Source organism: Agrobacterium sp. CCNWLW32 (assembly GCF_037083425.1).
Taxonomy (GTDB): Bacteria; Pseudomonadota; Alphaproteobacteria; order Rhizobiales; family Rhizobiaceae; genus Agrobacterium; species Agrobacterium radiobacter.
Genome location: NZ_JBAOJM010000012.1, coordinates 107,799 through 130,250 on the forward strand (window position 1 = coordinate 107,799; position 22,452 = coordinate 130,250).

At 57.9% G+C, this 22,452-nt stretch carries 20 protein-coding genes and 1 pseudogene; 11 read left to right on the forward strand and 10 right to left on the reverse strand.

Features of this window, described 5'->3' with window-relative positions:
• Positions 1 to 190: 190 nt before the first annotated feature.
• From V6R85_RS21035 to V6R85_RS21070, 8 genes are all read left to right on the forward strand, one after another.
• Positions 191 to 1,333: an efflux RND transporter periplasmic adaptor subunit gene (locus tag V6R85_RS21035; protein WP_060723470.1), complete on the forward strand. Its 1,143-nt coding sequence runs from the start codon at positions 191 to 193 to the stop codon at positions 1,331 to 1,333.
• The gene (locus V6R85_RS21040) at positions 1,330 to 4,482 is read left to right on the forward strand and encodes an efflux RND transporter permease subunit (RefSeq protein WP_112958776.1); all 3,153 of its coding nucleotides are present in this window, start codon (positions 1,330 to 1,332) and stop codon (positions 4,480 to 4,482) included. The genes V6R85_RS21035 and V6R85_RS21040 overlap by 4 nt, the downstream gene beginning before the upstream one ends.
• 3 nt (positions 4,483 to 4,485) lie before the next feature.
• Positions 4,486 to 5,916, forward strand: coding sequence for a basic amino acid/polyamine antiporter (locus V6R85_RS21045; RefSeq protein ID WP_149622507.1), 1,431 nt, complete (start codon positions 4,486 to 4,488; stop codon positions 5,914 to 5,916).
• Positions 5,917 to 5,997: 81 nt separating this feature from the next.
• Positions 5,998 to 7,428, forward strand: coding sequence for a basic amino acid/polyamine antiporter (locus V6R85_RS21050; RefSeq protein WP_099086982.1), 1,431 nt, complete (start codon positions 5,998 to 6,000; stop codon positions 7,426 to 7,428).
• A 17-nt stretch (positions 7,429 to 7,445) separates the two neighbouring features.
• Positions 7,446 to 8,690 carry an arginine deiminase gene (locus V6R85_RS21055; protein ID WP_112958778.1) on the forward strand — a complete coding sequence of 415 codons (1,245 nt, stop codon included), beginning with the start codon at positions 7,446 to 7,448 and terminating at the stop codon, positions 8,688 to 8,690.
• Positions 8,691 to 8,797: 107 nt separating this feature from the next.
• The gene (locus V6R85_RS21060; RefSeq protein WP_112958779.1) at positions 8,798 to 10,234 is read left to right on the forward strand and encodes a metal-dependent hydrolase family protein; all 1,437 of its coding nucleotides are present in this window, start codon (positions 8,798 to 8,800) and stop codon (positions 10,232 to 10,234) included.
• 105 nt (positions 10,235 to 10,339) lie between these two features.
• Positions 10,340 to 11,377, forward strand: coding sequence for an AI-2E family transporter (locus tag V6R85_RS21065; protein WP_112958780.1), 1,038 nt, complete (start codon positions 10,340 to 10,342; stop codon positions 11,375 to 11,377).
• A gap of 10 nt (positions 11,378 to 11,387) precedes the next feature.
• Positions 11,388 to 11,633, forward strand: a complete 246-nt coding sequence (locus V6R85_RS21070) for a DUF378 domain-containing protein (RefSeq protein WP_162724196.1) — start codon at positions 11,388 to 11,390, stop codon at positions 11,631 to 11,633.
• Between the two features lie 101 nt (positions 11,634 to 11,734).
• Here V6R85_RS21070 and V6R85_RS26070 read toward each other — a convergent pair whose 3' ends face one another.
• Both V6R85_RS26070 and V6R85_RS21075 read right to left on the reverse strand, forming a co-directional pair.
• Entirely contained in the window at positions 11,735 to 11,983 is a 249-nt protein-coding gene (locus V6R85_RS26070; RefSeq protein WP_080570356.1) for a YXWGXW repeat-containing protein, read from the reverse strand.
• Positions 11,984 to 12,003: 20 nt separating this feature from the next.
• Positions 12,004 to 13,002, reverse strand: a complete 999-nt coding sequence (locus V6R85_RS21075; protein WP_162724197.1) for an alpha/beta hydrolase — start codon at positions 13,000 to 13,002, stop codon at positions 12,004 to 12,006.
• A 344-nt stretch (positions 13,003 to 13,346) separates the two neighbouring features.
• Between V6R85_RS21075 and V6R85_RS21080 the strand changes: the two are divergent.
• Positions 13,347 to 13,442, forward strand: a pseudogene (locus V6R85_RS21080) (L,D-transpeptidase); the annotation flags it as partial.
• Positions 13,443 to 13,490: 48 nt separating this feature from the next.
• On the opposite strand, the gene V6R85_RS21085 reads toward V6R85_RS21080, so the two are convergent.
• The gene (locus V6R85_RS21085) at positions 13,491 to 14,009 is read right to left on the reverse strand and encodes an Lrp/AsnC family transcriptional regulator (RefSeq protein WP_035213215.1); all 519 of its coding nucleotides are present in this window, start codon (positions 14,007 to 14,009) and stop codon (positions 13,491 to 13,493) included.
• A gap of 161 nt (positions 14,010 to 14,170) precedes the next feature.
• On the opposite strand from V6R85_RS21085, the gene V6R85_RS21090 reads away from it, so the two are divergent.
• Both V6R85_RS21090 and V6R85_RS21095 read left to right on the forward strand, forming a co-directional pair.
• Positions 14,171 to 14,737, forward strand: coding sequence for a hypothetical protein (locus tag V6R85_RS21090; RefSeq protein ID WP_003508264.1), 567 nt, complete (start codon positions 14,171 to 14,173; stop codon positions 14,735 to 14,737).
• Positions 14,724 to 15,131, forward strand: coding sequence for a PPC domain-containing DNA-binding protein (locus tag V6R85_RS21095; protein WP_162633726.1), 408 nt, complete (start codon positions 14,724 to 14,726; stop codon positions 15,129 to 15,131). The genes V6R85_RS21090 and V6R85_RS21095 overlap by 14 nt, the downstream gene beginning before the upstream one ends.
• Positions 15,132 to 15,169: 38 nt before the next feature.
• Here V6R85_RS21095 and V6R85_RS21100 read toward each other — a convergent pair whose 3' ends face one another.
• The 7 genes from V6R85_RS21100 to V6R85_RS21130 form a co-directional block, all read right to left on the reverse strand.
• A complete protein-coding gene (locus V6R85_RS21100) occupies positions 15,170 to 16,063 on the reverse strand; it encodes a DUF296 domain-containing protein (protein ID WP_112958784.1) in 894 nt (297 codons plus the stop codon).
• Positions 16,060 to 16,839, reverse strand: coding sequence for an SDR family NAD(P)-dependent oxidoreductase (locus V6R85_RS21105; RefSeq protein WP_112958785.1), 780 nt, complete (start codon positions 16,837 to 16,839; stop codon positions 16,060 to 16,062). Before V6R85_RS21105 ends, V6R85_RS21100 begins: the two co-directional genes overlap by 4 nt.
• A gap of 31 nt (positions 16,840 to 16,870) precedes the next feature.
• The gene (locus V6R85_RS21110; RefSeq protein WP_112958786.1) at positions 16,871 to 18,511 is read right to left on the reverse strand and encodes an acyl-CoA synthetase; all 1,641 of its coding nucleotides are present in this window, start codon (positions 18,509 to 18,511) and stop codon (positions 16,871 to 16,873) included.
• Complete coding sequence (locus V6R85_RS21115; protein ID WP_112958787.1) at positions 18,508 to 19,677, reverse strand: acetyl-CoA acetyltransferase; 1,170 nt, start codon at positions 19,675 to 19,677, stop codon at positions 18,508 to 18,510. The genes V6R85_RS21110 and V6R85_RS21115 overlap by 4 nt, the downstream gene beginning before the upstream one ends.
• Positions 19,674 to 20,534, reverse strand: a complete 861-nt coding sequence (locus tag V6R85_RS21120) for an IclR family transcriptional regulator (protein ID WP_112958788.1) — start codon at positions 20,532 to 20,534, stop codon at positions 19,674 to 19,676. The genes V6R85_RS21115 and V6R85_RS21120 overlap by 4 nt, the downstream gene beginning before the upstream one ends.
• Position 20,535: 1 nt before the next feature.
• Entirely contained in the window at positions 20,536 to 21,339 is an 804-nt protein-coding gene (locus V6R85_RS21125; protein ID WP_162724199.1) for an SDR family NAD(P)-dependent oxidoreductase, read from the reverse strand.
• A gap of 76 nt (positions 21,340 to 21,415) precedes the next feature.
• Positions 21,416 to 22,426 carry a TRAP transporter substrate-binding protein gene (locus tag V6R85_RS21130; protein WP_026372383.1) on the reverse strand — a complete coding sequence of 337 codons (1,011 nt, stop codon included), beginning with the start codon at positions 22,424 to 22,426 and terminating at the stop codon, positions 21,416 to 21,418.
• Between the last annotated feature and the right edge of the window lie 26 nt (positions 22,427 to 22,452).

A 22,452-nucleotide genomic window follows, 5' to 3' on the forward strand; every position in this document is an offset into this window, starting at 1 on the left:
CTTCTTGTAGTTGTGTCATATTTTTTTTGCGTTACAGCTAGTATCCGGTAGATGAAATTGTGAGTGGATGCAGTTCTAAGTACCTGCATTCTTTAGTTTTAAACGTGCATCTGCGGCTTACCGCAATAACTCTGTAGCCAAGATCGATAGTCGGCAGTTTCCTGTCAGCTAAAGATGGAGTGTGAGTTGAATGCGCCAATGTAACTTCATCACTATCCCAAGATTGAGATGGCTGTGTGCAGCCCTGTTATTCTCGGCGGTTTCTTTCGATCTCAACGCGCAGCCACTTCAGAGCGTAGAGGTTGTTCCAGTACTATTGATGAATGTCTCTCCGAAATACGAATTCGTTGGCCGGGTAGAGGCGGCGAATTCGGTGGACATCCTCGCGAGGGTGCCGGGATTTATCCAGCAACGAACGTTTCAGGAAGGGCAGATGGTCACTATTGGCCAGCCCTTGTATGTAATCGAGCAGGACGGCTATCAGCTGGCGCTGGACGATGCGCAGGCTACGCGTGACGCCGCGCAATCCAGCCTCGTGAACGCCGAACAAAGCCTCAGCCGGAACCTTTCACTCGCCAGAGGCAGCGTTTCCCAGGCGGTTCTCGAGCAAAGTCAGGCCGCACGCGATTCCGCAGCCGCCAGTCTTCGTTCTGCCGATGTGAAGGTCAGCCAAGCCAGGCTGAACCTCAGCTACACAAAAATTTCCTCGCCGATCCAGGGGAGGATAGGTGTCTCGCACGTTTCCGTTGGCGGCTTTGTGGCCAACGCCACGACTGTGCTTGCTCGCGTGGTCCAGATGGATCCAATTCGGGTGGTTTTTTCGATAAGTGATCGCTCTATCCTCGACCTGCGCGCCGCCGCCGGCGGAGTTTCCAAGGAAGAGCTTGCGAGGCACTTCAAGACCAGCCTGCGTTTGTCCAATGGCCAGATTTACATTCAGACGGGCGAGATCGAGTTCCTCGACAATCAGGTTGATATGCAGACCGGGACGCTGGCCGTACGGGCGTTGTTTGCCAACCCGGATGCTTTGCTCGTGCCCAACCAGTTCGTGACTGTTGTCGTGACTGAGGGAGCGCCCGTGATGAAACCGGTGGTTCCGCAGGAGGTCGTACAGCAGGATCAAGAGGGGAAATATGTGCTCGTCGCCGGTGCAGGCGATCGTGCAGAATTGCGCCGCATCAAGGCTGATAACGAAATATCCGGCAACTGGATCGTGGAGGAAGGTCTCGCCGGTGGCGAGCGGCTTATTACGGGAAACCTCCAGAGTGTTGCCGAGGGTATGCCGCTCAAAGTGATGCCCGGGGATACCGGCGGCGCGGGAACGAAACCATGATAGGCCCCGGAAGCTTCATCCGGCTTCCCCGCTTTGCGATGGTTATCGCGATCGTCATGGTGATTGCCGGCGCCCTTGCGATGACGCAGATCCCGGTCACGCAATTTCCGCCGATCACACCTCCCGAAATACAGGTTTCTGCGAGTTATCCCGGCGCCAACGCCAATGTCATGGCGGAAAGCGTGGGGGCTCTGATCGAGGAGCAGGTGAATGGTGTTGAAGGCATGCTCTACATGTCTTCATCCAGCACCAACAACGGCACCTATTCGCTCACCGTTACATTTGCCGTCGGGACGGATCCCGAAATTGCGCAGATCAACGTGCAAAACAGGGTGGCGACGGCCACGCCGCGTTTGCCGGCAGTGGTTTCGCAGACGGGCGTTACGGTCAGAAGCCGATCGTCAAGCATGTTGATGGGGGTCGCGGTTTATTCGCCGAAGGGCACGAAGGATGCGCTCTTTGTCAGCAATTACGCCTCGATCAACATCAGAGATGCGTTGGCCCGCATTTCGGGTGTTGGCGATGCCGGCGTCTTTGGTCCCGCCTACAGCATGCGCATCTGGATGAACCCCGATCGCATGGAGGCGCTGGGTGTCACCGCGGCTGATCTTGGTGCCGCAATCCAGGCCCAGAACGCCCAGGCGTCCGCTGGCCAGATTGGCTCGCCGCCGATCTCGGACGGACAACAATTACAGCTCACCATACTTGCAAAGGGCAGGCTGAGCGATCCCTCGGAATTCGGCAACATCGTTGTCCGCACCAACAGCGACGGGGCGATCGTGAGATTGCGTGACGTGGCGAGGGTCGAGCTTGGCGCTCAGTCCTATGACACCGTGTCGACTTTCAACGGAAGGCCGAGCGCGACGATTGTTCTTTATCAATCGGCCGATGCAAATGCCTTGTCGGTATCTCAGGCCGCAAGAGCCGAACTGGAGCGCTTGCAGCAGCAGTTCCCTGAAGACATCGCTTATACCGTTGTCTTCGACACAACGAGCTTTCTCAATGCGACGATTCAGGAAATCATCATAACCCTTGCCATAACATTCGTTCTGGTGGTCGCGGTTGTCTATGTCTTCCTGCAGGATTGGCGGGCCACAATCCTCCCGACGCTCACGATTCCGGTTTCGTTGATCGGCGCTTTTACCGTTCTTTATTTCATTGGCTACTCTGCAAACACGATCACATTGTTCGCAATGGTTCTGGCGATCAGCCTTGTCGTGGATGACGCGATCATCGTGGCGGAAAATGCGCAGCGCGTCATGCAGGAAGAAGGGCTGTCGATTACCGACGCGACGCTCAGGACAATGGAACAGGTTACGGGCCCGATCATCGCAACAACGCTTGTGCTTGCGGCATTGTTTGTTCCCGTATCCTTTCTGCCGGGAATAACCGGACAGCTCTATCGGCAGTTTGCAGTCACGATATTGGTGACGATCAGCTTTTCGACGATCAATGCCCTCACTCTCAGCCCGGCGCTGTGTGCCATGCTGCTGAAGCCGCCGCCGGCGAAACGGGCGAAGGTCTTTGAAAGGTTCAATTCTTCATTGGGCTGGATCAGGGATTTCTACATCCGGATGTTCCTTGCGCTGTCGACGCGTTTTGCCGTGTCGATCCTGGTCATCCTTGGGATTTTCGCCGGGACCTATGCACTGGTGCGCGTGCTGCCGACGGGTTTCATCCCTTCGGAGGATCAGGGCTATCTTTTCACAAATGTCCAGCTCCCGAATGCCGCAGCGATCGGGCGGACGGAACAGGCCGTGGCGCAGGTCCAGACAATTCTGCGCAACACGCCCGGCGTTGAAAACGTCATCGGCATTTCAGGCATGAGCCTCATTGGAGGAGGCGGGTCGAACGCCGGGATGGTGATTGCTGCCTTGAAGCCGTGGAGCGAGCGTGGCCCGGACGAAAGCGCCGATGCTATCCTGCGGAAACTCAGAGGCGATTTTACCGTATTTTCCAACGCCTCCGTCGTTGCTTTCAATCCACCCGCGATACCTGGACTGGGCACCACGGGCGGTTTCGATTTCCGGCTGCAGGCGCGCGATGGGCAGCAGCCGGACGAGCTTGGTCAGGTTATGCGCGGCCTCATAGGCAAAGCAAATCAGAGCCCCGATCTTGCTGGGGTGTTCAGCACATTCTCGGCGGATTCGCCGCAATTATTCATGGATATCGACCGAAACCGGGCGGAACTATATGGCGTATCGCCGGCGGCCATTTTCAGCGCCGCGCAGGCGCAGCTTGGTTCTGCCTATATCGATGATTTCAATCTTTCCTCCCGCGTCTTTCAGGTGCGGTTGCAAAACGACGGTCAATTCCGCTCTCGTGTCGAGGACATCCAGCGTCTCAGAGTGCGGTCTTCAAACGGTGCGCTCGTGCCGATACAGGCCGTGGCGTCTGTTTCCACGATATACGGCCCAAGCTCGATCAACCGTTACAATCTTTTTCCCGCTGCCGCGATCAACGGCCAGCCGGGTCCTGGCGTGAGCACGGGAGAAGCGCTTGTCGCGATGGAGAATGTCGCCGCTGAGGCGCTTCCTGCGGGATTTGGTTTCGAATGGACCGGGCTGGCGTTGCAGGAACGGCAGGCTGGCGCGCAAACCGCCGTGCTGCTCATCATGGGCGTTGTCTTCACCTACCTGTTCCTCGTCGCCCAGTATGAGAGCTGGTCGGTGCCGTTAGCCGTCATATTTTCCGTAGTTGCTGCTGCGGCCGGCGCGCTGTGCAGCCTCCTGATTGCGGGTCTGGATCTGAATGTCTACGCACAGATCGGACTGGTTCTCCTGATAGGACTTGCGGCCAAGAATGCAATTCTGATTGTCGAATTTGCCAAGGACCGGCGGGAGGCGGGCCTCGAGATTACCGAGGCTGCACGGTTGGCCACATTCCAGCGTTTCCGGCCCGTCTTCATGACGGCGATGGCGTCCGTTCTCGGCGTGCTTCCACTGGTTTTTGCGACGGGGGCCGGAGCGGCAAGCCGACAGGCGATCGGCGTCTCGATCTTCGGCGGCCTGCTGGTCGGCACTTTGGTCGGCATTCTGATCATTCCACTTCTATACGTCCTTGTTCAGACCACGCGGGAAAGGATCAAGTCGTCCTGGTTTGGCAGGCACGCGCAACTCCGGCAACCGATGGCAGGCGAGGGGGAATGAACCATGTCCGGAAAAGATGACGCAAAGCTGTCGCTGGCAACGTTGACGGGCATGGTCGTCGGCTCAATGGTCGGCGCCGGGATATTTTCGCTGCCGCAGGCATTCGGAAAGGCGACCGGACCGCTTGGTGCGATTATCGCCTGGACCATCGCCGGAATTGGCATGCTCATGGTGGCGTTCGTTTTCCAAGCCCTGGCGCAGCGGCGCCCGGACCTGGATGCGGGCATCTTCATGTATGCGAAGGAAGGCTTTGGAGATTATCTCGGCTTTCTCTCGGCGCTTGGTTACTGGGCAGCGGCTCTTCTCGGAAACGTGACTTATTTCATTCTGGTAAAATCGACGCTTGGTCTGTTTTTTCCAGCCTTTGGTGATGGCAACACGTTGATTGCGGTTGCGACATCGTCCGTATTGCTGTGGGTGTTTCACAGTCTGATCCTGAGAGGTATCCGGCAGGCGGCAGCGCTCAATACCGTTGTGACAATTGCCAAGCTTCTGCCGATCTTCGCGTTTCTCCTGCTGGTCCTGATGGCGTTTGAGTGGGAGACTTTTCGTGAGAATTTCTGGGGCGCCAGCGAGGCCGGATTGGGGCCACTTGCGAGCCAGGTCAGAAATACGATGCTGGTCACCGTTTTCGTATTTGTCGGGATAGAGGGTGCGAGCGTTTATTCGAGATACGCTCGAAAGCGCGCCGATGTTGGAACCGCCACGGTTGCCGGCTTTCTGTTTGTTCTTGCTCTGATGCTGGCCGTCACACTGCTCTCCTATGGGATCATGCCCAAGGAAGAGCTTGCACAGTTGCGCAACCCGTCAATGGCAGGGGTGCTGGCAGCGGCTACGGGACCGTGGGGAGCGGTCTTCGTCAGTATCGGCCTGGTCATATCTGTCGCCGGCGCTTATATCGCCTGGGTGCTTCTGGCGGCGGAAATCCTCTATTCCGCCGCGACAAACAAGACCATGCCAAAGTTTCTGGCCAGGGAAAACAGGTCTGGCGTTCCGGCCAATGCGCTCTGGCTGACGAACATCATAGTCCAGTTGTTTTTGATCGTATCGATGTTTTCGAACTATGCGTTCATGCTCGCCGTCGCGATGACAAGCTCCATGATCCTTGTGCCGTATCTGCTTGTCGCGGCATTCGGCGTGAAAACGAACTTGCAGCGCAATGGCGCGCTGATCAAAGGCGAGCTCAATCGGACTGAAACGATACAGTCGTTCCTCGCGCTGATCTACACCGCCGGACTTATCTATGCGGCCGGAGTGAAGTATCTCCTTCTTACAACCTTGATATATGCTCCAGGTACTTTGCTTTTCTTCATGGCTAGAACTGAGCAAAGTATGAATATATTTAACCGTCTGGAGTGGATTGTCTTTACAATTCTGGGCGCCGGATTTTGTATGGTCATTTTCAGTATTATGAACGGTTATCTGGTTATTTAGTTTTTGCGATTGTCGAAGAGGTGTTTGCTCGCTTTTGCGAGCTTGGTGCTGAATTTATACTTTAATGGGAGAGGTATGTTTATGGCAACGTCGCAACAGAAACTCACGTTATTCTCACTGACGGCAATGGTTGTCGGCTCCATGGTGGGGGCGGGTATTTTCAACCTTCCGGGCCGCTTCGGATCTGCCACGGGACCCTTTGGCGCGATCATCGCCTGGGTTATCGCGGGGACGGGCATGTATATGCTCGCGCGCGTCTTTCAGGCGCTCGCGGAGAAGAAGCCGGACATAGATTCAGGTGTTTTCGCCTACGCCAAGGAAGGTTTTGGAAACTACATGGGTTTCCTTTCCGCCTTCGGTTATTGGCTCGGCAGTTGCCTTGGCAACGTTTTTTACTGGGTTTTGATCGGCTCGACTCTCGGTCGCTTTTTTCCGTCAATCTTCGGAGATGGAAGCAGCGCGACGGCAATCATCGTATCGCTTGTCGGCATATGGGCGTTTCATTTCATGATTTTGCGCGGCGTGGAGCAGGCGGCTTTTGTCAATACGATCGTCACCATTGCCAAGATCGTTCCGATCCTGGTCTTCATTGTGGCGTTGATCATATTCTTTAACTACACACAGTTTTCCGAGAACTTTTTCGGTGGCGCCGACATGCCCGTGAAGTCGCTTGTCTCACAAGTGCGGGATACGATGCTCATTACCGTTTTCGTGTTCCTCGGCATCGAAGGGGCAAGCGTTTACTCCCGCTTCGCCCAGAAGCGATCTGACGTCGGCTCTGCCACGATCCTCGGCTTCGTCGGTGTGACAGGCCTCATGGTCGCCGTAACGTTGCTGCCCTATGCGGTCTTGCCCCAATCGGCCATTGCAGCGGTTCAACAGCCATCCATAGCCAGCGTTCTCGAAGCGGTCGTTGGGCATTGGGGTGCTGTGTTCATATCCATCGGCGTCCTGATTTCTGTTCTCGGCGCATATCTGGCGTGGTCTCTCATTTGCGCGGAAGTGCTTTTTGCCGCAGCCAAGTCGCAGGACATGCCGAAAATGTTTGCAGAGCAGAATGGCAACAGGGTGCCCGCAAATGCGCTTTGGCTGACCAATATCGTTGTCTCGCTTTTCGTCATTTCGACCTACTGGTCGCGAGATGCATTCAACTTCATGCTGGACATGACAAGCGTGACGGCGCTCTTGCCCTATCTTCTCGTTGCTGGTTACGGCGTGCTGGTGGCTCGTCGGGGTGAGGGTTATGAGACCACACCGGAACAACGGGGGCGCGATCAATTCTTCGCCTGGGTTGCGGTCGTCTACACGCTCTTCATGTTTGCCGCCGCCGGTTTGAAATATGTCCTGCTTGTCGCAGTGCTGTTCGTGCCGGGCACCATTCTCTACTTCTGGGCGCGACGCGAACAGAAACTCACATTGTTCACACCGGCCGAACTCATCGTGTTCGCAGTGACGATTATCGGAGGCCTGGTTGGGGCCTACGGATTGCTTACAGGTATCATCACACCCTAAACTGAGAGGCGAAGGTCATGACACAAACGACACCTTTTGGCGTTCATTCCGAAGTTGGGCAACTGCGCAAGGTCATGGTCTGCGCACCCGGGCGAGCGCACCAGCGGCTGACACCAACCAATTGTGACGCGCTTCTCTTTGACGATGTCCTGTGGGTGGAAAACGCCAAGCGTGATCATTTCGACTTCATGACGAAAATGCGGGATCGCGGAATCGAGGTCTTGGAGATGCACAATCTCCTGGCGCAAACCGTGGCCATACCGGAAGCCAGAACCTGGATTCTCGATCAACAGGTCGTGCCCAACCAGATCGGGCTGGGTCTTCTCAATGAGGTCAGGTCCTATCTCGAAGGACTGGGAGATCGGGAACTCGCCGAAACGCTGATCGGCGGATTGTCGACCTTTGAGTTTCCGGACAGTGTCGGGGGAGAGCAGCTCGCTCTGATACGCGATGCTGCGGGGGTCAACGAATATCTCCTGCCACCTCTGCCGAATACCCTCTACACACGGGACACGACATGCTGGATCTATGGCGGCGTTACCCTCAACTCGCTTTATTGGCCGGCGCGTCATGAGGAGACGATCCTCACCACGGCTATCTACAAGTTTCATCCGGACTTTGCGGGCAAGGTCAATGTCTGGTGGGGCGATCCGACCAAGGACTGGGGCCTTGCCACGCTGGAAGGCGGTGACGTGATGCCGATCGGCAAAGGCAATGTCCTGATCGGCATGAGCGAACGAACGTCCCGCCAGGCCATCAGCCAGGTCGCGGCCGCCTTGTTCGAGAAGGGAGCGGCGGAACGTGTGATTGTCGCCGCCATGCCCAAGCTGCGCGCAGCCATGCATCTCGATACGGTCTTCACCTTCGCCGACCGCGACTGCGTCCTGCTCTATCCGGATATCGTCAACGGTATCGAGGCCTTTTCTTTCCGCCCGGACGGCAATGGAGGGGTCGAGCTGCACAAGGACAAGGGCAGCTTTGTTGAGACTGTCAGGGATTCCCTCGGCCTGAAAAAGATGCGCGTCGTGGAGACCGGCGGCAACGACTATATGCGCGAGCGAACCCAATGGGACAGCGGCGCGAACCTCGTATGTGCTTCACCTGGCGTCGTCTATGCCTATGACCGAAACACCTACACCAATACCCTGCTTCGCAAGGAGGGCATCGAGGTCATTACGATCACGGGCGCCGAGCTTGGGCGCGGTCGCGGCGGCGGCCATTGCATGACGTGCCCGATTGTCCGCGATGCCGTTGACTATTGAAGCATTTCACGAAACCGCTGGGAGCGCGCACCTGACACGCGCGCTTCCTGTCTTGCCGTAATGGGATGCCGTCATCCAGGCAGCCCCTGTTGAGGAGACGACGCCTCATGCAAAGTTTCGGACGGAAATATAGCCATCTGGTCCACAGTGCTGGCTGCGGCTGCTTCAATCCTTCGCTGCAGACCGTCTCGCGTCGGCTGGAATCCCTGTCGAGACGGGGATTCCTGGCGGGTCTCGCAGCTGCCGCGCTTTCGACCGGGATGCCGAAGTCCTCCACTGCCCAGGAAGCCCAGTCAAAAACCGTATTCCGCGAGGTGCGTCTTTTCGACGGTAAATCAGGCACGGTGCAAACGGGTGTGCAGGTTCTTGTAGAAAACGGGAAAATCATCGCTGTTGACCCGGCCAACAATCCGGTACCTGCAGACGCGACTGTCATAAATTGCCGCAATGGTGTTCTGCTGCCGGGTTTGATCGATGCTCACTGGCATACGATTTTTGCGGCGGTTCCCCTTAATATCCTCTTGGCTGGAGACCCCGGTATCATTTTTGCGGCCTCGACTGCCGAAGCCGAGCGGACGCTCATGCGCGGCTTCACAACGGTGCGCGATCTTGGAGGACCTGTATTTTCATTCAAGCAGGCCGTGGACGCAGGGATGATACCCGGGCCACGCATATTCCCGTGCGGGGCGATGATAACGACGTCAGGTGGTCACGGCGATTTACGTTTGTCGACGGAAATCCCAAGGGATGGAGGGCGGCTAAGCTCAAGCGAGCTGATGGGGGCATCGGCAATTGTCGACGACATAGGCGAGATGAGATTGCGTGTTCGGGAGCAATTGCTCCAGGGAGCATCGCAGATCAAGATCGTCGGAAGCGGGGGTGTGTCGTCTCCGCGAAGTCCGCTCGACATGACGACATTCAGCGAGGAAGAGCTGAGGGCAGCCGTCGAGGTGGCGCGGGACTGGAACACCTATGTTACGACCCACGCCTATACGCCTCGCGCGGTGCAACGGGCGCTGGCAGCGGGTGTCGCCTGTATCGAGCACGCCCATCTGATCGATGAGGAAACGGCGGGAATGATCGCCGACAAGGGAGCATGGCTCAGCATGCAGCCCTTCCTGACGATGGAGGACGCGGCATCGCAGAGTGGACCGGGTCTGGAGCGTATCCAGCAACTATTCGCCGGCACGCCCAGAATCTATGAGTTTGCCCGGAAATACGGGATCAAGACGGCCTGGGGGTCGGATGTTCTGTTTTCGCCACAACTCGGTCCGCGTCAGAATTTCATGCTCACGCATCTGCGTCACTGGTACACAAGTGCAGAAATCCTGCAGATGGCGACATCAGGCAATGCGGAATTGCTGGCACTTTCCAGTTTCCGCAATCCCTATCCCGGCAAGCTCGGTGTGATCGAAATCGATGCACTGGCAGATCTTATCGTCGTTGACGGGAATCCGCTCGATGACATCAGCCTCATGGAAAATCCTCAGAAATACCTTTCCGTCATCATGAAGGATGGCCGCATCCATAAAAACATTCTTTGAAATCAATCCATCCGGGTTCTATGGCGGCCGCCGAAGGCCAGCTTTAGCGCTTTGGGCCACGAGACAAGCGAGCATACCCGATTTGGTAGCTGTCAGGAGCGGAAAATGCCGGAAGCACCTCGCAAACCGATGACAGGCATGCTCGTTTCCGGCATTCTCGTTTTAGCTCTCCTGTTCGCAGCGCAAGCGGTTTTTGCGCCCCTATTTTTCGCTCTCTTCATCATCGCCATCGTGTGGCCTTGCCAGCTTGCCTTGCAGACAAGGCTTCCGCGTCTTCTGGCGCTGCTGATCACGTTGATCATCACGATCGGCTTCATCGTCGCGATCGGTTCCTCGCTCGCCTGGGGATTGGGCAGGCTGGGCCAGTGGCTGTTCATGAATGCCGACCGCCTGCAAGCCACTTATTCGGCTGTCGTGGATTGGCTGGAACAGCATGGCATAGCGATAGCCGGGCCGATCGGGGACTGGTTCGATGTCACCAGACTGCTGTCGGTTCTGCAGAGCACGGCGGGGCGCCTGAACAGCTTCGGCGGGTTTACGCTGCTGGTGCTGATCTTCGTCATGCTGGGGCTTCTGGAGGTCGAGGATTTCGCCGTTCGCTTGGGGCTGCCGGCTACGCAGCCTCACGGCCAGATCATCCTTGCAGCGAGCCGCATCATTGCAATGAAATTTCGCCGTTTCATGCTTGTGCGTACCTTCGCCAGCATTCTCACGGGATTGCTCGTATGGCTCCTGTCCATCGGGGCGGGATTGGAACTGGCTGCGGCCTGGGGCGTCATCGCATTTGCCTTCAACTACATTCCGTTTCTGGGGCCATTGGTGGCGACGACCCTGCCGACCCTCTTCGCCATTGCCCAGTTTGATACCTGGCAGCCAGCACTGCTTATCTTTGTGAGCCTCAACCTCATACAGTTCGTTATCGGCAGTTACCTCGAACCGAGGCTGGCGGGTGCATCGCTGGCCATATCGCCTTTTGCGGTCATCTTTTCGGTGTTCTTCTGGAGTTTCATGTGGGGGCTGGCCGGAGCCTTCATAGGGGTTCCGATATTGATCACATTCATCGTCTTCTGTTCGATGGTCGCCTCCACGACGTGGCTCGCCACCGTCCTTTCAGACAGCGAAACTGCAAATTCAGATGGGTAGGAGCGGCGAGATGCGTATACTCAACACGATTACATTGCTTCTTATCGTCATCGGCGGGCTTGACTGGCTTCTCATCGGCCTGTTCCAGTTCGATCCCATAGGGCTTTTGTTGGGAGGCCCGGGCGCCATCCTTGCGCGTATCATCTATGCGTTGATCGGGGTTTCCGCTCTCTGGCAACTCCTTCCCCTCTTCGGTGCGGTGGCTCGTCGCGACGCTGAAGCCAAGATAAAGCGTAGCAATGTCCATCGGCCATAGATGATGCAATCTGCTCCGGGGGCACCATTTTTGGCGGAGCAGAATGTCGTTGTGAAAGCGCAGGACGACCTGATCCTTCGCGGCTATAGCCTGATCTCGTCCTATGACCGATGGCGTTGAAACCGCCCGGCCACCCAGACATATCGGCTTCGCCGGATATTCCATACCCATCGTCCCTCAATCCATCGATAGCCCTTTCGTGGAGGAGGAGTGTGTTCTTTCCGTTTCGGCGGCGGCGGCGGGCGTCTGCCCACGGGAGCACGGGGCCCCACCGTTTCCGAGGATGCTGCCCCTGGTACCAGTATCAAGGCTCCAATGAGCTGAAGAAACAATCTGCGATGTCTTTCCATTTCACTCACCTCTCGCGTTATTACATTGAACCGGCGGATCGACGTGGCAATGCCGGATGGTTGTCTTCGTCCAGCAATTCGGCGGCCTCCCTGAGAATACGTTCATCCTCGGAGTTGGCCGGCGAGACGGAAAGCGTGCCCGTTCCCACCGTTCCCGCCGTCAGGGCCCTCAAGGGAATCCGGGGCAGCATGGTCGCCAGCGTGACGAATCTGTCGTGTCTGATCCTCGTCGGCGCCCTCACATCGCTAATATCGATGATCTGGAGATTGCGTTCTTCGGCCAATGCGATGGTGCGGGGATCATCGATATCGAGCGCCCCGGCTTTGGCTGATGCACCTGAGAGCCATCGTGATGTCGCGAGAGCGAGATCGTCCTTTGTGGACAGTACGATGATCGGTTTTTTCAGGTTGCCGACGACTTTCAGTTGCTTCCGGAAGATATCGATGTCGATATCAGGCGCGGCAAGTATCACCTGGTCGATCTGGCCAAGGGAAAGACTTTTCGACTGAAGGCGCAATTGCCGCAATGTCTCGACGGTCAGCCAACTGCCCATGCTATGTGCCAGAATTTTCGTCTCGACTTTTCTGGTGCCGAGATCATCAAGGGTTTGCACGAGTTCGTCACGGGAGAAATTGCTGGAATCCCTGTCGGCGAGATAGCTCGAGAAATTTCCCCGAGACGGCCACGCAAACAATATCGGTGTGCTTCTGGCGTCAGCGTCGGCCGATATCTGGACGAGCCGGAACAGGCTTTCCTGGAAATTGTTGTTGTAACCGTGCACGAAGACCAAAGCCGAGCGCCCGGCTGCAGCCATATCGACGAATTTCTCGTGAGAGATAACTTTGCTTTCGATGACCGCAAAGGAAGACGCGGCATTTGGTGTTCCGCGTGGCCATTCGATCGTCCCCGGTCTGTGTCCCGGTGGAACCGAAACGACCATGCGGAGATAGGTCGGATATTGGGCTCTTTCGCTGGAGAAGCCGTTATTGCCCAATTTATCCGGTTCGCGCGTTGTCACGACCAGAATTGTCTGCTGTGTCGCGCCCCTTGCCGGCTGCACGACCTGCAAACTCGCCTGGCCTGGCCGCGCACACGAGGCCAGGAAAAGACATACAGAAACACTCAGCAAAAGGCATAACGCCTTAAGGGTGGATACCCCGAAACACCTTGGTTTCTCCAACATGGCGAGATTAAAACATACCCCGAGGATATTGGTAAATAGGGATAATATCACGCTGCCAGGTGATGATCATCGGACGAGTTCTTGCAGCGCTTGCCGAGGGAGACGCCAAGCACCACAACGATCGTAAGAGCCGCAGGCCGGATGCCAGGAGGTGGATAAACTGTCGAGCCCGATGCGCCGCCATGCGCTATGGCGTCGGCATTGGCCGGGATGGATTTGCGTGGCAGGGGCGGGGTAACATCCATTGGCGTCAGCCATGGCCGAGATGGAAGCCTTTGCGAACTCAAGGGACAGACCATGCAAAAGAATGGGAATGCATTCCGCTATCTTGCCGGCACGCGGGCAATGCCTGCCGCTTCGGTTATTGGAGGTTCGGGATCGGGCACGACTGATAATGTGTGTTTGAGACATTTGAGCGCGAAACAGGATCGGGAGTGGCGCACACCCTCTATCTTATAGAGTTTCCGCCTCAGAAACTGCTCGTAGCCTGCGGTTCCCGCCACTGCCACCTTGATGAGATAATCATATTCACCTGTTGTCAGATAGGCTTCCAACACCTCTGGAAGAGCGGCCATCGCTTCCCCGAAACGCTCCAGAACCTCGTCGTCGTGGCGCTCCAGCATCACCTCGATGATAACGGTTTCGGTCAGTCCGAGCTTGGCTTGATCGAGAATGGCGGTGTAGCCGCGAATGACCCCTTCGTCTTCCAGCCGCTTGACGCGCTGCCAGCAGGGGCTGGGCGAGAGCCCCACCTTTTCCGAAAGCTCCGAATTGCTCAACCTGCCGTTCTCCAGGAGGGTGCGCAATATTTTGCGGTCAATTCTGTCTAGCGGCTTCGTCATGCCGGCCTCCCCAAAATACGTTGCAAAAAAATCTGCCGTCGCTGCGGCAGCCTGCGAAAGAAGTGTTTTCCGACGCGCCGTTTGGTGGTGTCATTCGAAAGCACCTTCGGCTGATCTTTGAGTACCGTACTGCAAGGTACAGGCAGCAGGGAGGAGCAGGCGTGGCATCGATAGAGCAGCAACATTTTCCAAGGCCGAGAACGCTCATCCATCCCGGCATTTCCGCGCCAGTGCGCATCAACAGCCTTCGCTCGCCATCTGCGCGCCATGTGCGGCTGTTCGTCGCGCCGGGGCGTAGCCTTTACGATGGCATCGTGCGGCCGCTTTTCGAAAACGGCATTGAGAATGCCTCGCTCACCATTCTCGGCGGTTATTTTGACATATTGTCCTATTGCGTGGCCCCGCCCGACCCTTCCGGCAGAGCGGTCATTGCCTATACGAAGCCCATCGACGCGGGTGCTGCCTGGCTTGTCTTCGGCAATGCTACGCTCGGGCGCAGCATGAAGGGCGAGCCGATTGTTCATTGCCATGCCGCCATGCGCACCGCGGCGGGTGTGGTCAAGGGCGGCCATCTGCTGACTGAATCCTGTATTGTTGGCGAGGGCGGCGTTTCCGCCCTGGTGACGTCACTCGACAGTTTCGTGCTGCAGCAGTCCTTCGACCCTGAAACCAACATTCCCCTTCTTCAACCCAGGAACCGTACGGAGCGCGCCGATGAACACGCATAACACTGTCGAAACCGGATCCATGGGGCGTGTGGCCTATGCCCGCATCGCACCCAATGAAGACCTCGTTCTCGGTGTCGAAAAACTGTGCCTTGCCGAAGGTTTCAGAAATGCCTTTGTGCGCGGCGCGCTGGGCAGTCTGGTCGATGCCTGTCTCGGCACCCGCAGCGGCGCGTTCTTGCAAATACGCGGTCCCGCCGTGGAAATCGTCTCCATTGCCGGCGAAGTGCGTGCCCAGCCGGACGGCTCGCTGCGCGCCTCGCTGACCGGTGTCGTCGCCGATACCGAAGGTTCGGTTTATGGCGGTCCCTTCATCGCCGGAGCTAACCCGGTTTGCATGACTTTTGAAGTGACGCTGGAAGAGTGGTTGCCTGCGGAAAAGCCGCAGGCGGCGTGAGTTGTAGTAAGGCGGGCCGGTGAGTTGCTGAGCGCAACTCATACTGCGTGCCTCTGTCTTTCGGTCAGAAGTAGTTCGAAAGTAACGCAGACCGGGTTTTTGCCGCGCACCAGCCGCCCGCCGCTGATATGTGTGGTGAGGTCCACCATCGCAATATCCAGCATTGCTTTGCGGCCTCCGGGAACGGCTTGGCCGATACGGCCCTTGTTTATGAGGATTTCGCTCGCGTAGGCAGTGAGGCTTGTTCCGTCTTCATAATCCGCACCGACCAGGCTGCCAATTCCATTGACTTCGGCTTCTCGCAGGCCAAACTGGGTAGAGACCTCTTCGAGTGCCGTGCATATATCGGTATTGGGGCGCACTGTGCATAAAAGTGCCCGAAGACCCGAACGCTTTTGGTGGCGCTGTTGCGCGATGGGTGTAAAAAGGGGGAAGTTGGTTTCCTCATCCTTTTGCACATCGAGGATCGCTCCATCCAGTGCCAGAGCTTCTAGCGGTGTTTCTACAGCAAATTCGGTCTCGAAAGGCAGCAGATGCCCCATGGAGACAACGCCGTCGGCACTCTTCCATGACCCATGGCAATGCAGAAACGGCGCGCTATCACGCCGGCCCATATGCAGGCCGGCATCGATGATTGTGCCACCCGGCACGGAAAAGGTTTCGCTATACCATGCGGCATGTGCGTCATCCGGTGCGGCCGCCGGCATGACATAATGCAGCCGTTTCATCGGTACGTTCTTAAGTCTTACGTAACCGCCTTCGAACCCCAACTCCGCAAAGGCATCGGCAATCGCTTGGTTGGCGCTTACGCCGGGCCGGACCGTCAGAGTAACAGGATAGGCATGGCAGCCGACGGCACGAAAGCGTTCAGGCGTTATCGGTCCGGGATGGACGATGTGGCGGGGAAGCTCTTGCGTGCCTGTCTCCGTCATACCGCAAGCCCCGCGGTAATGAAGCCCCCATCCACGGCGAGTACCTGTCCGTTGATGTAGCTTGCGTCATCCGACACGAGGAAAGCCACGGCAGAGGCGATCTCGTCCGTCCTGCCATAGCGATGCATCGGAACGCGGCTATGCCATTGGTCGCGAACATTTTCCGTATGAACTGCCTGGGTGAGGGGGGTATCTACCGGACCGGGAGCAATTGCGTTGACACGAATGCCCGATTGCCCCAGCTCGTTTGCCATTACCATCGTCAGAAGATTGACGCCGCCTTTCGAAGCGCCATAGGCGCTGCGGCCACGATTTCCACACATGCCGGAAACAGAGCTGATATTCACGATCGAGCCAGCAATATCGCGCTCCAGCCAGTAACGTGCGGCAGTGCGCGCTACCGCGAAGCTGCCGACGAGATTGACATCAACGATGCGGCGAAATTCTTCGACGCTTGTGTCGACGGACAGCTTGTCGATACCGATGCCGGCGCTGTTGACGACGGCGACCAGATCAACCGCATGATCGGCACCGTTAGCCGTCAGGGCGGCGAATGCCGTCTCTATCGATGCCTCGTCCGCAACATTGCAGACGATGCCGCGCGAGAGGTCGATACCGAGCTTTTCGCAGGCTATATCCAGCGCCTCGCGCTTGAGATCCAGCAACCATGGTTGCCAGCCGCGCGCCATCAGGAGCTGCGCAGTGGAGAAACCGATGCCGGATGCACCGCCGGTGATCGCGACAACCCCTTTTGTCCCTGTCTTCTCTTGTGTCATGCCGTCTCCTCCCGATTGAATGTCACGCCTGTCAGCCTGTCCGCTTTTCTTCGGAAGCCGGCATCTGACCGCGTTTCTCCAGTTCCTCGCGGATCATTTTCTTGGTGATCTTGCCGTAGGCGGATTTCGGCATTGCATCCCAGAACACCACTGATTTCGGCAGCTTGTAGCGGGCCATCTTGCCTTCCAGATAGGCCTTCAGATCGATGGCGGCGATATCCGCGCCCTCGCGTGCCACGCACACGGCCACACCGACCTCGCCCCACACCGCGTCCGGCACACCCAGAACCGCAGTCTCGCTGATGTCAGGATGCATGAGGATTTTTTCTTCGATTTCACGCGGATAGATGTTCGAGCCGCCGGAAATATACATGTCGGAGGCGCGCCCGGTGATGTAGAGGAAGCCGTTCTCATCGCGATGACCAAGGTCGCCCGTGCGGAACCAGCCACTGCGGAAGGCTTTGGCATTGGCCTCGGGATTATCGTAGTAGCCGGCGAAAACGGCGGGACCGATCACACAAATTTCGCCGGTTTCACCGGCGTCAACTTCCTCGCCCGCATCGTTCTGGATCTGCACTTCCATGCCGGTGCGGTCGAAGCCGCAGGTGCCGATCCGCGTTTCCGGACCGTCCTCGGCGTTATGAAACGAAGGCGGCAGCACGGTGATGTTACCGGTGACTTCACCCAGGCCGAAATATTGCACCAGCACCGGGCCGAGCTTTGCAAGCGCCCGTTTCTGGTCCGCGCGATACATCGGCGCGCCGGCATAGATGACATAGCGCAGCGAGGAGTGATCGAAACGATCCACAGAGGGGTCTTCGACGAGCATTTTAAGGATCGTCGGTACAGTGAAGGCGTTGGTGATACGCCATTTTTCGATCAGCGCCCAGACGGCGGGCACATCGAGCTTTTCCGCCGACGGAAGCACGGTTTTCGCGCCATGCGCCACCTGCACCAGCTGGTGAATGCCCGCACCGTGTGAAAGCGGGGCAACGACGATGGAGGCGTCGTCCGGTCCGGTGCCGGGCATCAGATCGCAGAGATGGTTGGTGATGACGAACGCCATCTGGCCATGGGTAAGCACTGCAGCCTTGGGCCGGCCGGTGGTGCCCGAGGTGAAGAAGAACCAACACGGGTCATCCCGATCCACTGCCTGGCTTTTGACTTTGTGCCCCATATGACGGGCCACGATGGCATCGTAATCCTCACCGAACTCAGCCGTACCGATGGCGATGCTGAAATCGATCGTGCCCGCCTCATGGCTGGCTTTTGCATGATCGGGAAAAGCACTGGCGCAAATCATGCCGCGTGCACCGCTGGCCTTCGCCAGATAGGCAACTTCATCGGGCGATTGACGGTAATTGGTCGGCACCCACACCGCACCCACGCGAAAGCATGCGAACATGGATTCGAACATCTGGTTGTTGTTGGAGGACTGCACCAGAATGCGGTCCCCCTTTCTGGCGCCGAATTCAGACTCCAGCGCATGGGCCATTGCGTCGACGCGGGCTTCCATTTGAGCCCAGCTCCAAGTCTTTTCACCCCAGACGAAACCGATATGATCCGGGTTGCGGCGTGCCGCCTGCGTCAGGAAATGCGAGAGGTTCATCACCCGCGTGGTGGAGGGCGCAACCCCGCCCGCGGGATGCTGCACGGCACTTTGCATCGTCATTTCACACGCTCCATGATCGAGACGTAATTGGCAACCGCCGTGCCCCCCATGTTGAACACGCCAGCCAGCGAGGCATTGGGAATTTGCATGTCGCCTGCCTCGCCCATCAATTGCATCGCCGCCATGACATGCATGGAAACGCCGGTCGCCCCGACGGGATGACCTTTCGATTTCAATCCACCCGATGGGTTGATTGGCAGGCGTCCGGTCTTGAGCGCCGTTCCATCCTGGACAACGCGATATCCTTCACCGGGCTTCGCAAGCCCCATGGCCTCATATTCGATAAGTTCGGCAATGGTGAAGCAGTCGTGCGTTTCAACGAAAGAGAGGTCTTCGAGCGTTGCGCCGGCAAGTTCCAGCGAGCCGGCCCAGGCGCGGCGCGCGCCTTCGAAGGCCAACGGATCGCGACGGCTCAATGCCATGATGTCGTTGACATGCTTGCGGCCCCGGAAGCCGATGGCGCGGTTGAGTGTGGCTGCCGTTTCCTCGTCGGCCAAAATGATCGCGGCAGCGCCATCCGAAATCAGCGAGCAGTCGGTGCGGCGCAGCGGGCCTGCGACGTAGGGGTTCTTGTCCGAAACCGTATTGCAGAAATCGAAGCCGAAATCCTTGCGCATATGGGCATAGGGATTGACCGCGCCATTGGCGTGGTTCTTTGCGGCAATCATCGCCAGCTCTTCCGAGCGGTCGCCATAACGTTGAAAATATGCCTGTGCGATGCGGCCGAACTGGCCGGCAAACCCGCCGGGAATATTGGCCTCCTCCGCACGGTAACAGGCGGAGAGCAGGATTTCGCCCACCTCTGCGGTCGGCAGCGCCGTCATTTTTTCGGCGCCGACAACGAGTGCGATGCGGCCGCGCCCGGCTTCGATGAAGTCCATGGCGCTATAGAGGGCGGCCGATCCTGTTGAGCAGGCATTTTCGAAACGCACTGCCGGCGTATAGGCGAGGCGCTCATCGCCCATCGCTACCAGGGCGCCCTGAAAATCCTGTTTCGAGAAGCCATTGTTCATCACGCCGACGAAAATGCCGTCGATATCGCTGACATCGACGCCCGCATGGTCTATGGCCGGCGCCACGACCGAAGCCATCAGTTGCTCGGTATTTTCAAGGGCCGACTTGCCGAAAGGCGAATGCGCCCAGCCGACGATCTGCGCTTTGCTCATTTGCTCGTTCTCCTCGTTTGCCGTTTCATCTCGCCTTCACCGCGCGTGCGGGCGCGGCTGGCCATCATTTCTGCGATGCGTGTCTCGATGCGGGTTACTTCATCGCGCAGCAGCGCTGCGAGTTCCGGCTGGCGCTCCGGTCGCATGCGGCTGTCCACAGCGGCAATGCTCAACGCTCCCGCTACCGCGCCATCAGGCGCGCGGATGGCAACGCCAATACCCCAGGAATTAGAAAGGATCAGGCCGGGATTTAGCGAATAGCCATTGGCTCTCGTCAACTCGACATCACGGCGCAAGCCCTCAAGCGTGATGCCGGGATAATTAGCGGCAATCAGCCCGCTATTGGCCGCAATGATACTTTCCACCTCGGCGTCCGGCAGCGCCGCCAGCATGGCGAGCGAACCCGCACCAATACCCAAGGGGTGTTCGAAACCGGCCTGAAGCGCATGGGTGCGCACCGGCCAGGTGCCTTCTTCGCGGTAAAGGCACAGGGCAAATGTATCACGGCGTACGGAAAGGAAGCTCGAATCCTCCGAGCGGCGGGAAATGCGCGTCAGGCCGTCCTGCGCCATTTGAAGAAGGCCAAACCGGCGCGATGACAGGCTGCCCAGCACATAGGTTTCTTCGCCGAGGTAATAACGCCGCGTTTCCTCATCCTGCTCCACAAGCCCGGCGCGGATCAGAGCAAGCAGCAGGCGGCGGGCCGTGGGTTTGTTCAGTCCGCTTTCTGTCACGATGACCGAAAGCGCCACGCCGCGTTCCGCGTGCCTCCCGACCATGGAGAGTAGCGCCAGAGCCCGGTCCACCGCGCGCGCGCCTGTCAGATCGTTTTCTACCGGGATCGTTGTCGTGGCCATATCAGGAAAACGCCCCCACCGCACAGCTTTGCCCACCATCGACCGGCAAACAGACGCCGGTGATGAACTTGGCCTCATCAGATGCGAGAAAAACGGCGGCGCGGGCGATATCGAAGGCATCGCCCATGCGGCCCACCGGGACGGCGGCATTGCGCGCCGCCACCATGTCCTCGACAGAGGCATACTGACTGCTGATCTGCTTGTAGATCAGCGGCGTGTCGATCATGCCCGGCAGAATGCAATTGGCGCGAATACCCTCCCGAGCATATTGCATGGCCAGCGCCACGGTCGCCTGGTTTACGGCGGCCTTCATGGCGTAATAGGCAAAATAGGGATAGCCGGTCCAGCGAATGGAGGCGAGCGACGAGATGTTGACGATGGCCCCGCCGCCCTGCGCCAGCATTACCGGCAACACGGCCTTGGCGGTGCGATAAACGGAGCCGATATTGAGATCGACCGAGGCGCGGAAACGTTCCTCATCCAGCTCGACCGGCCCGCCCATATGGGTCACGCCGACATTATTGTGCAGAATATCGATGCCGCCAAAGGCCTCGCAGGCGCGGTCAACGGTGACCGATACGGACTGTAGATCAGTGACATCGGCAGCAACCGCAATCGCCTCCAAACCTTCGCCGCGAATGATCTCAGCCGTTTCTTCAGCCGCGTCAGCGGAGAGATCGACACAGGCTACGCGCGCGCCTTCGCGGGCAAATTGCACGGCCGCAGCCTTGCCATTGCCAAAGCCCGGACCCGATGATCCTGCGCCAAACACAAGCGCGCGTTTTCCCGTCAGGCGACCTGTCAAAGCAGTCTCCATTCCAATCGTCAGACATAGTCGGGTTGGCCCCGCTACGGGCGGGGCCAGTTATACAATGGACCGATCAGGTCAGGCTTGCGCCAACGGCCTTTTCAAGAATGGCCCAGGCTTCATCGCCGTATTTGCCTTTCCACTCGGAATAGAAACCTGCGTCTTTCAACGCGGCGCGGAAGAGCGTCGCATCCGTGTCGTTGAAGGTCATGCCCTTGGAAATCAGATCTTCCTTGACCGAGGCATTGAGCTTCGCCACATCGGCGCGTTCATCCTTGCCGGACTGGTTGAGATTTTTGGCGACGATAGCGCGCAGGTCATCCGGCAGACGCTCCCAGGCGCGCTTATTGGCCAGGAACCAGAAACCGTCCCACATGTGGTTGGTAACCGAGCAGAATTTCTGCACTTCGAACAGCTTTGCGGTGGAAATGATCGCCAGCGGATTCTCCTGGCCATCGACCACACCGGTCTGCAGCGCGGTATAGACCTCGGCGAAATTGATCGAGGCAGGGGCCGACTTGAAAGCCTTGAACATAGAGGTCCAGAGCGGGCTCACCGGCACGCGGATCTTGAAGCTTTCGAGATCGGCCGGCGTGGCGATGGGCTTGGACGCGCTGGTGATCTGGCGGAAGCCGTTATCCCAGATCGTGTCCATGGCAACGAGGTTCTGCTTGGCAATTTCGCCGCGCACATATTTTCCGAGATCGCCATCCATGGCCGCCCATACGGAATCATAGTTCGGGAAGGCGAAACCGATGCCGCTGATGGAGGCGTTCGGCACCAGCGTCGACAGGATCAGCGGCGAAAGCGTGAAGAATTCAACGCCTCCCGAGCGCACCTGGCTCAGCACGTCCGTATCCGCGCCCAACTGGCTGCTGGGGAAGATATTGATCATCACCTGACCGTCGGTTTCCTTGGCAATCCGGTCAGCGGCCTCCTTGGCGCGAATGTTCATCGGGTGCGCGGCAGGCAGATTGTTGGCATATTTATAATTGTACTGGGCAGCGCGGGCGCGCGACACGAAGGCTGTGGCCAGAACGGCGGAACCGGCGCCGGCGAGCATGGTACGTCTGTTGATATTCATTGCTTTCTCCTCCCAAAATAAAGCAT

Bases quoted from the DNA above. Each gene is read 5' to 3' on its own strand.
- V6R85_RS21095 (WP_162633726.1), top strand. From the start codon at position 14,724: ATGAACACGCATAACACTGTCGAAACCGGATCCATGGGGCGTGTGGCC.
- V6R85_RS21110 (WP_112958786.1), bottom strand. From the start codon at position 18,511: ATGACGATGCAAAGTGCCGTGCAGCATCCCGCGGGCGGGGTTGCGCCC.
- V6R85_RS21115 (WP_112958787.1), bottom strand. From the start codon at position 19,677: ATGAGCAAAGCGCAGATCGTCGGCTGGGCGCATTCGCCTTTCGGCAAG.
- V6R85_RS21060 (WP_112958779.1), top strand. From the start codon at position 8,798: ATGCAAAGTTTCGGACGGAAATATAGCCATCTGGTCCACAGTGCTGGC.
- V6R85_RS21120 (WP_112958788.1), bottom strand. From the start codon at position 20,534: ATGGCCACGACAACGATCCCGGTAGAAAACGATCTGACAGGCGCGCGC.
- V6R85_RS21070 (WP_162724196.1), top strand. From the start codon at position 11,388: ATGCGTATACTCAACACGATTACATTGCTTCTTATCGTCATCGGCGGG.
- V6R85_RS21035 (WP_060723470.1), top strand. From the start codon at position 191: ATGCGCCAATGTAACTTCATCACTATCCCAAGATTGAGATGGCTGTGT.
- V6R85_RS21065 (WP_112958780.1), top strand. From the start codon at position 10,340: ATGCCGGAAGCACCTCGCAAACCGATGACAGGCATGCTCGTTTCCGGC.
- V6R85_RS21045 (WP_149622507.1), top strand. From the start codon at position 4,486: ATGTCCGGAAAAGATGACGCAAAGCTGTCGCTGGCAACGTTGACGGGC.
- V6R85_RS21050 (WP_099086982.1), top strand. From the start codon at position 5,998: ATGGCAACGTCGCAACAGAAACTCACGTTATTCTCACTGACGGCAATG.
- V6R85_RS21105 (WP_112958785.1), bottom strand. From the start codon at position 16,839: ATGACACAAGAGAAGACAGGGACAAAAGGGGTTGTCGCGATCACCGGC.
- V6R85_RS26070 (WP_080570356.1), bottom strand. From the start codon at position 11,983: ATGGAAAGACATCGCAGATTGTTTCTTCAGCTCATTGGAGCCTTGATA.
- V6R85_RS21085 (WP_035213215.1), bottom strand. From the start codon at position 14,009: ATGACGAAGCCGCTAGACAGAATTGACCGCAAAATATTGCGCACCCTC.
- V6R85_RS21055 (WP_112958778.1), top strand. From the start codon at position 7,446: ATGACACAAACGACACCTTTTGGCGTTCATTCCGAAGTTGGGCAACTG.
- V6R85_RS21130 (WP_026372383.1), bottom strand. From the start codon at position 22,426: ATGAATATCAACAGACGTACCATGCTCGCCGGCGCCGGTTCCGCCGTT.
- V6R85_RS21100 (WP_112958784.1), bottom strand. From the start codon at position 16,063: ATGACGGAGACAGGCACGCAAGAGCTTCCCCGCCACATCGTCCATCCC.
- V6R85_RS21040 (WP_112958776.1), top strand. From the start codon at position 1,330: ATGATAGGCCCCGGAAGCTTCATCCGGCTTCCCCGCTTTGCGATGGTT.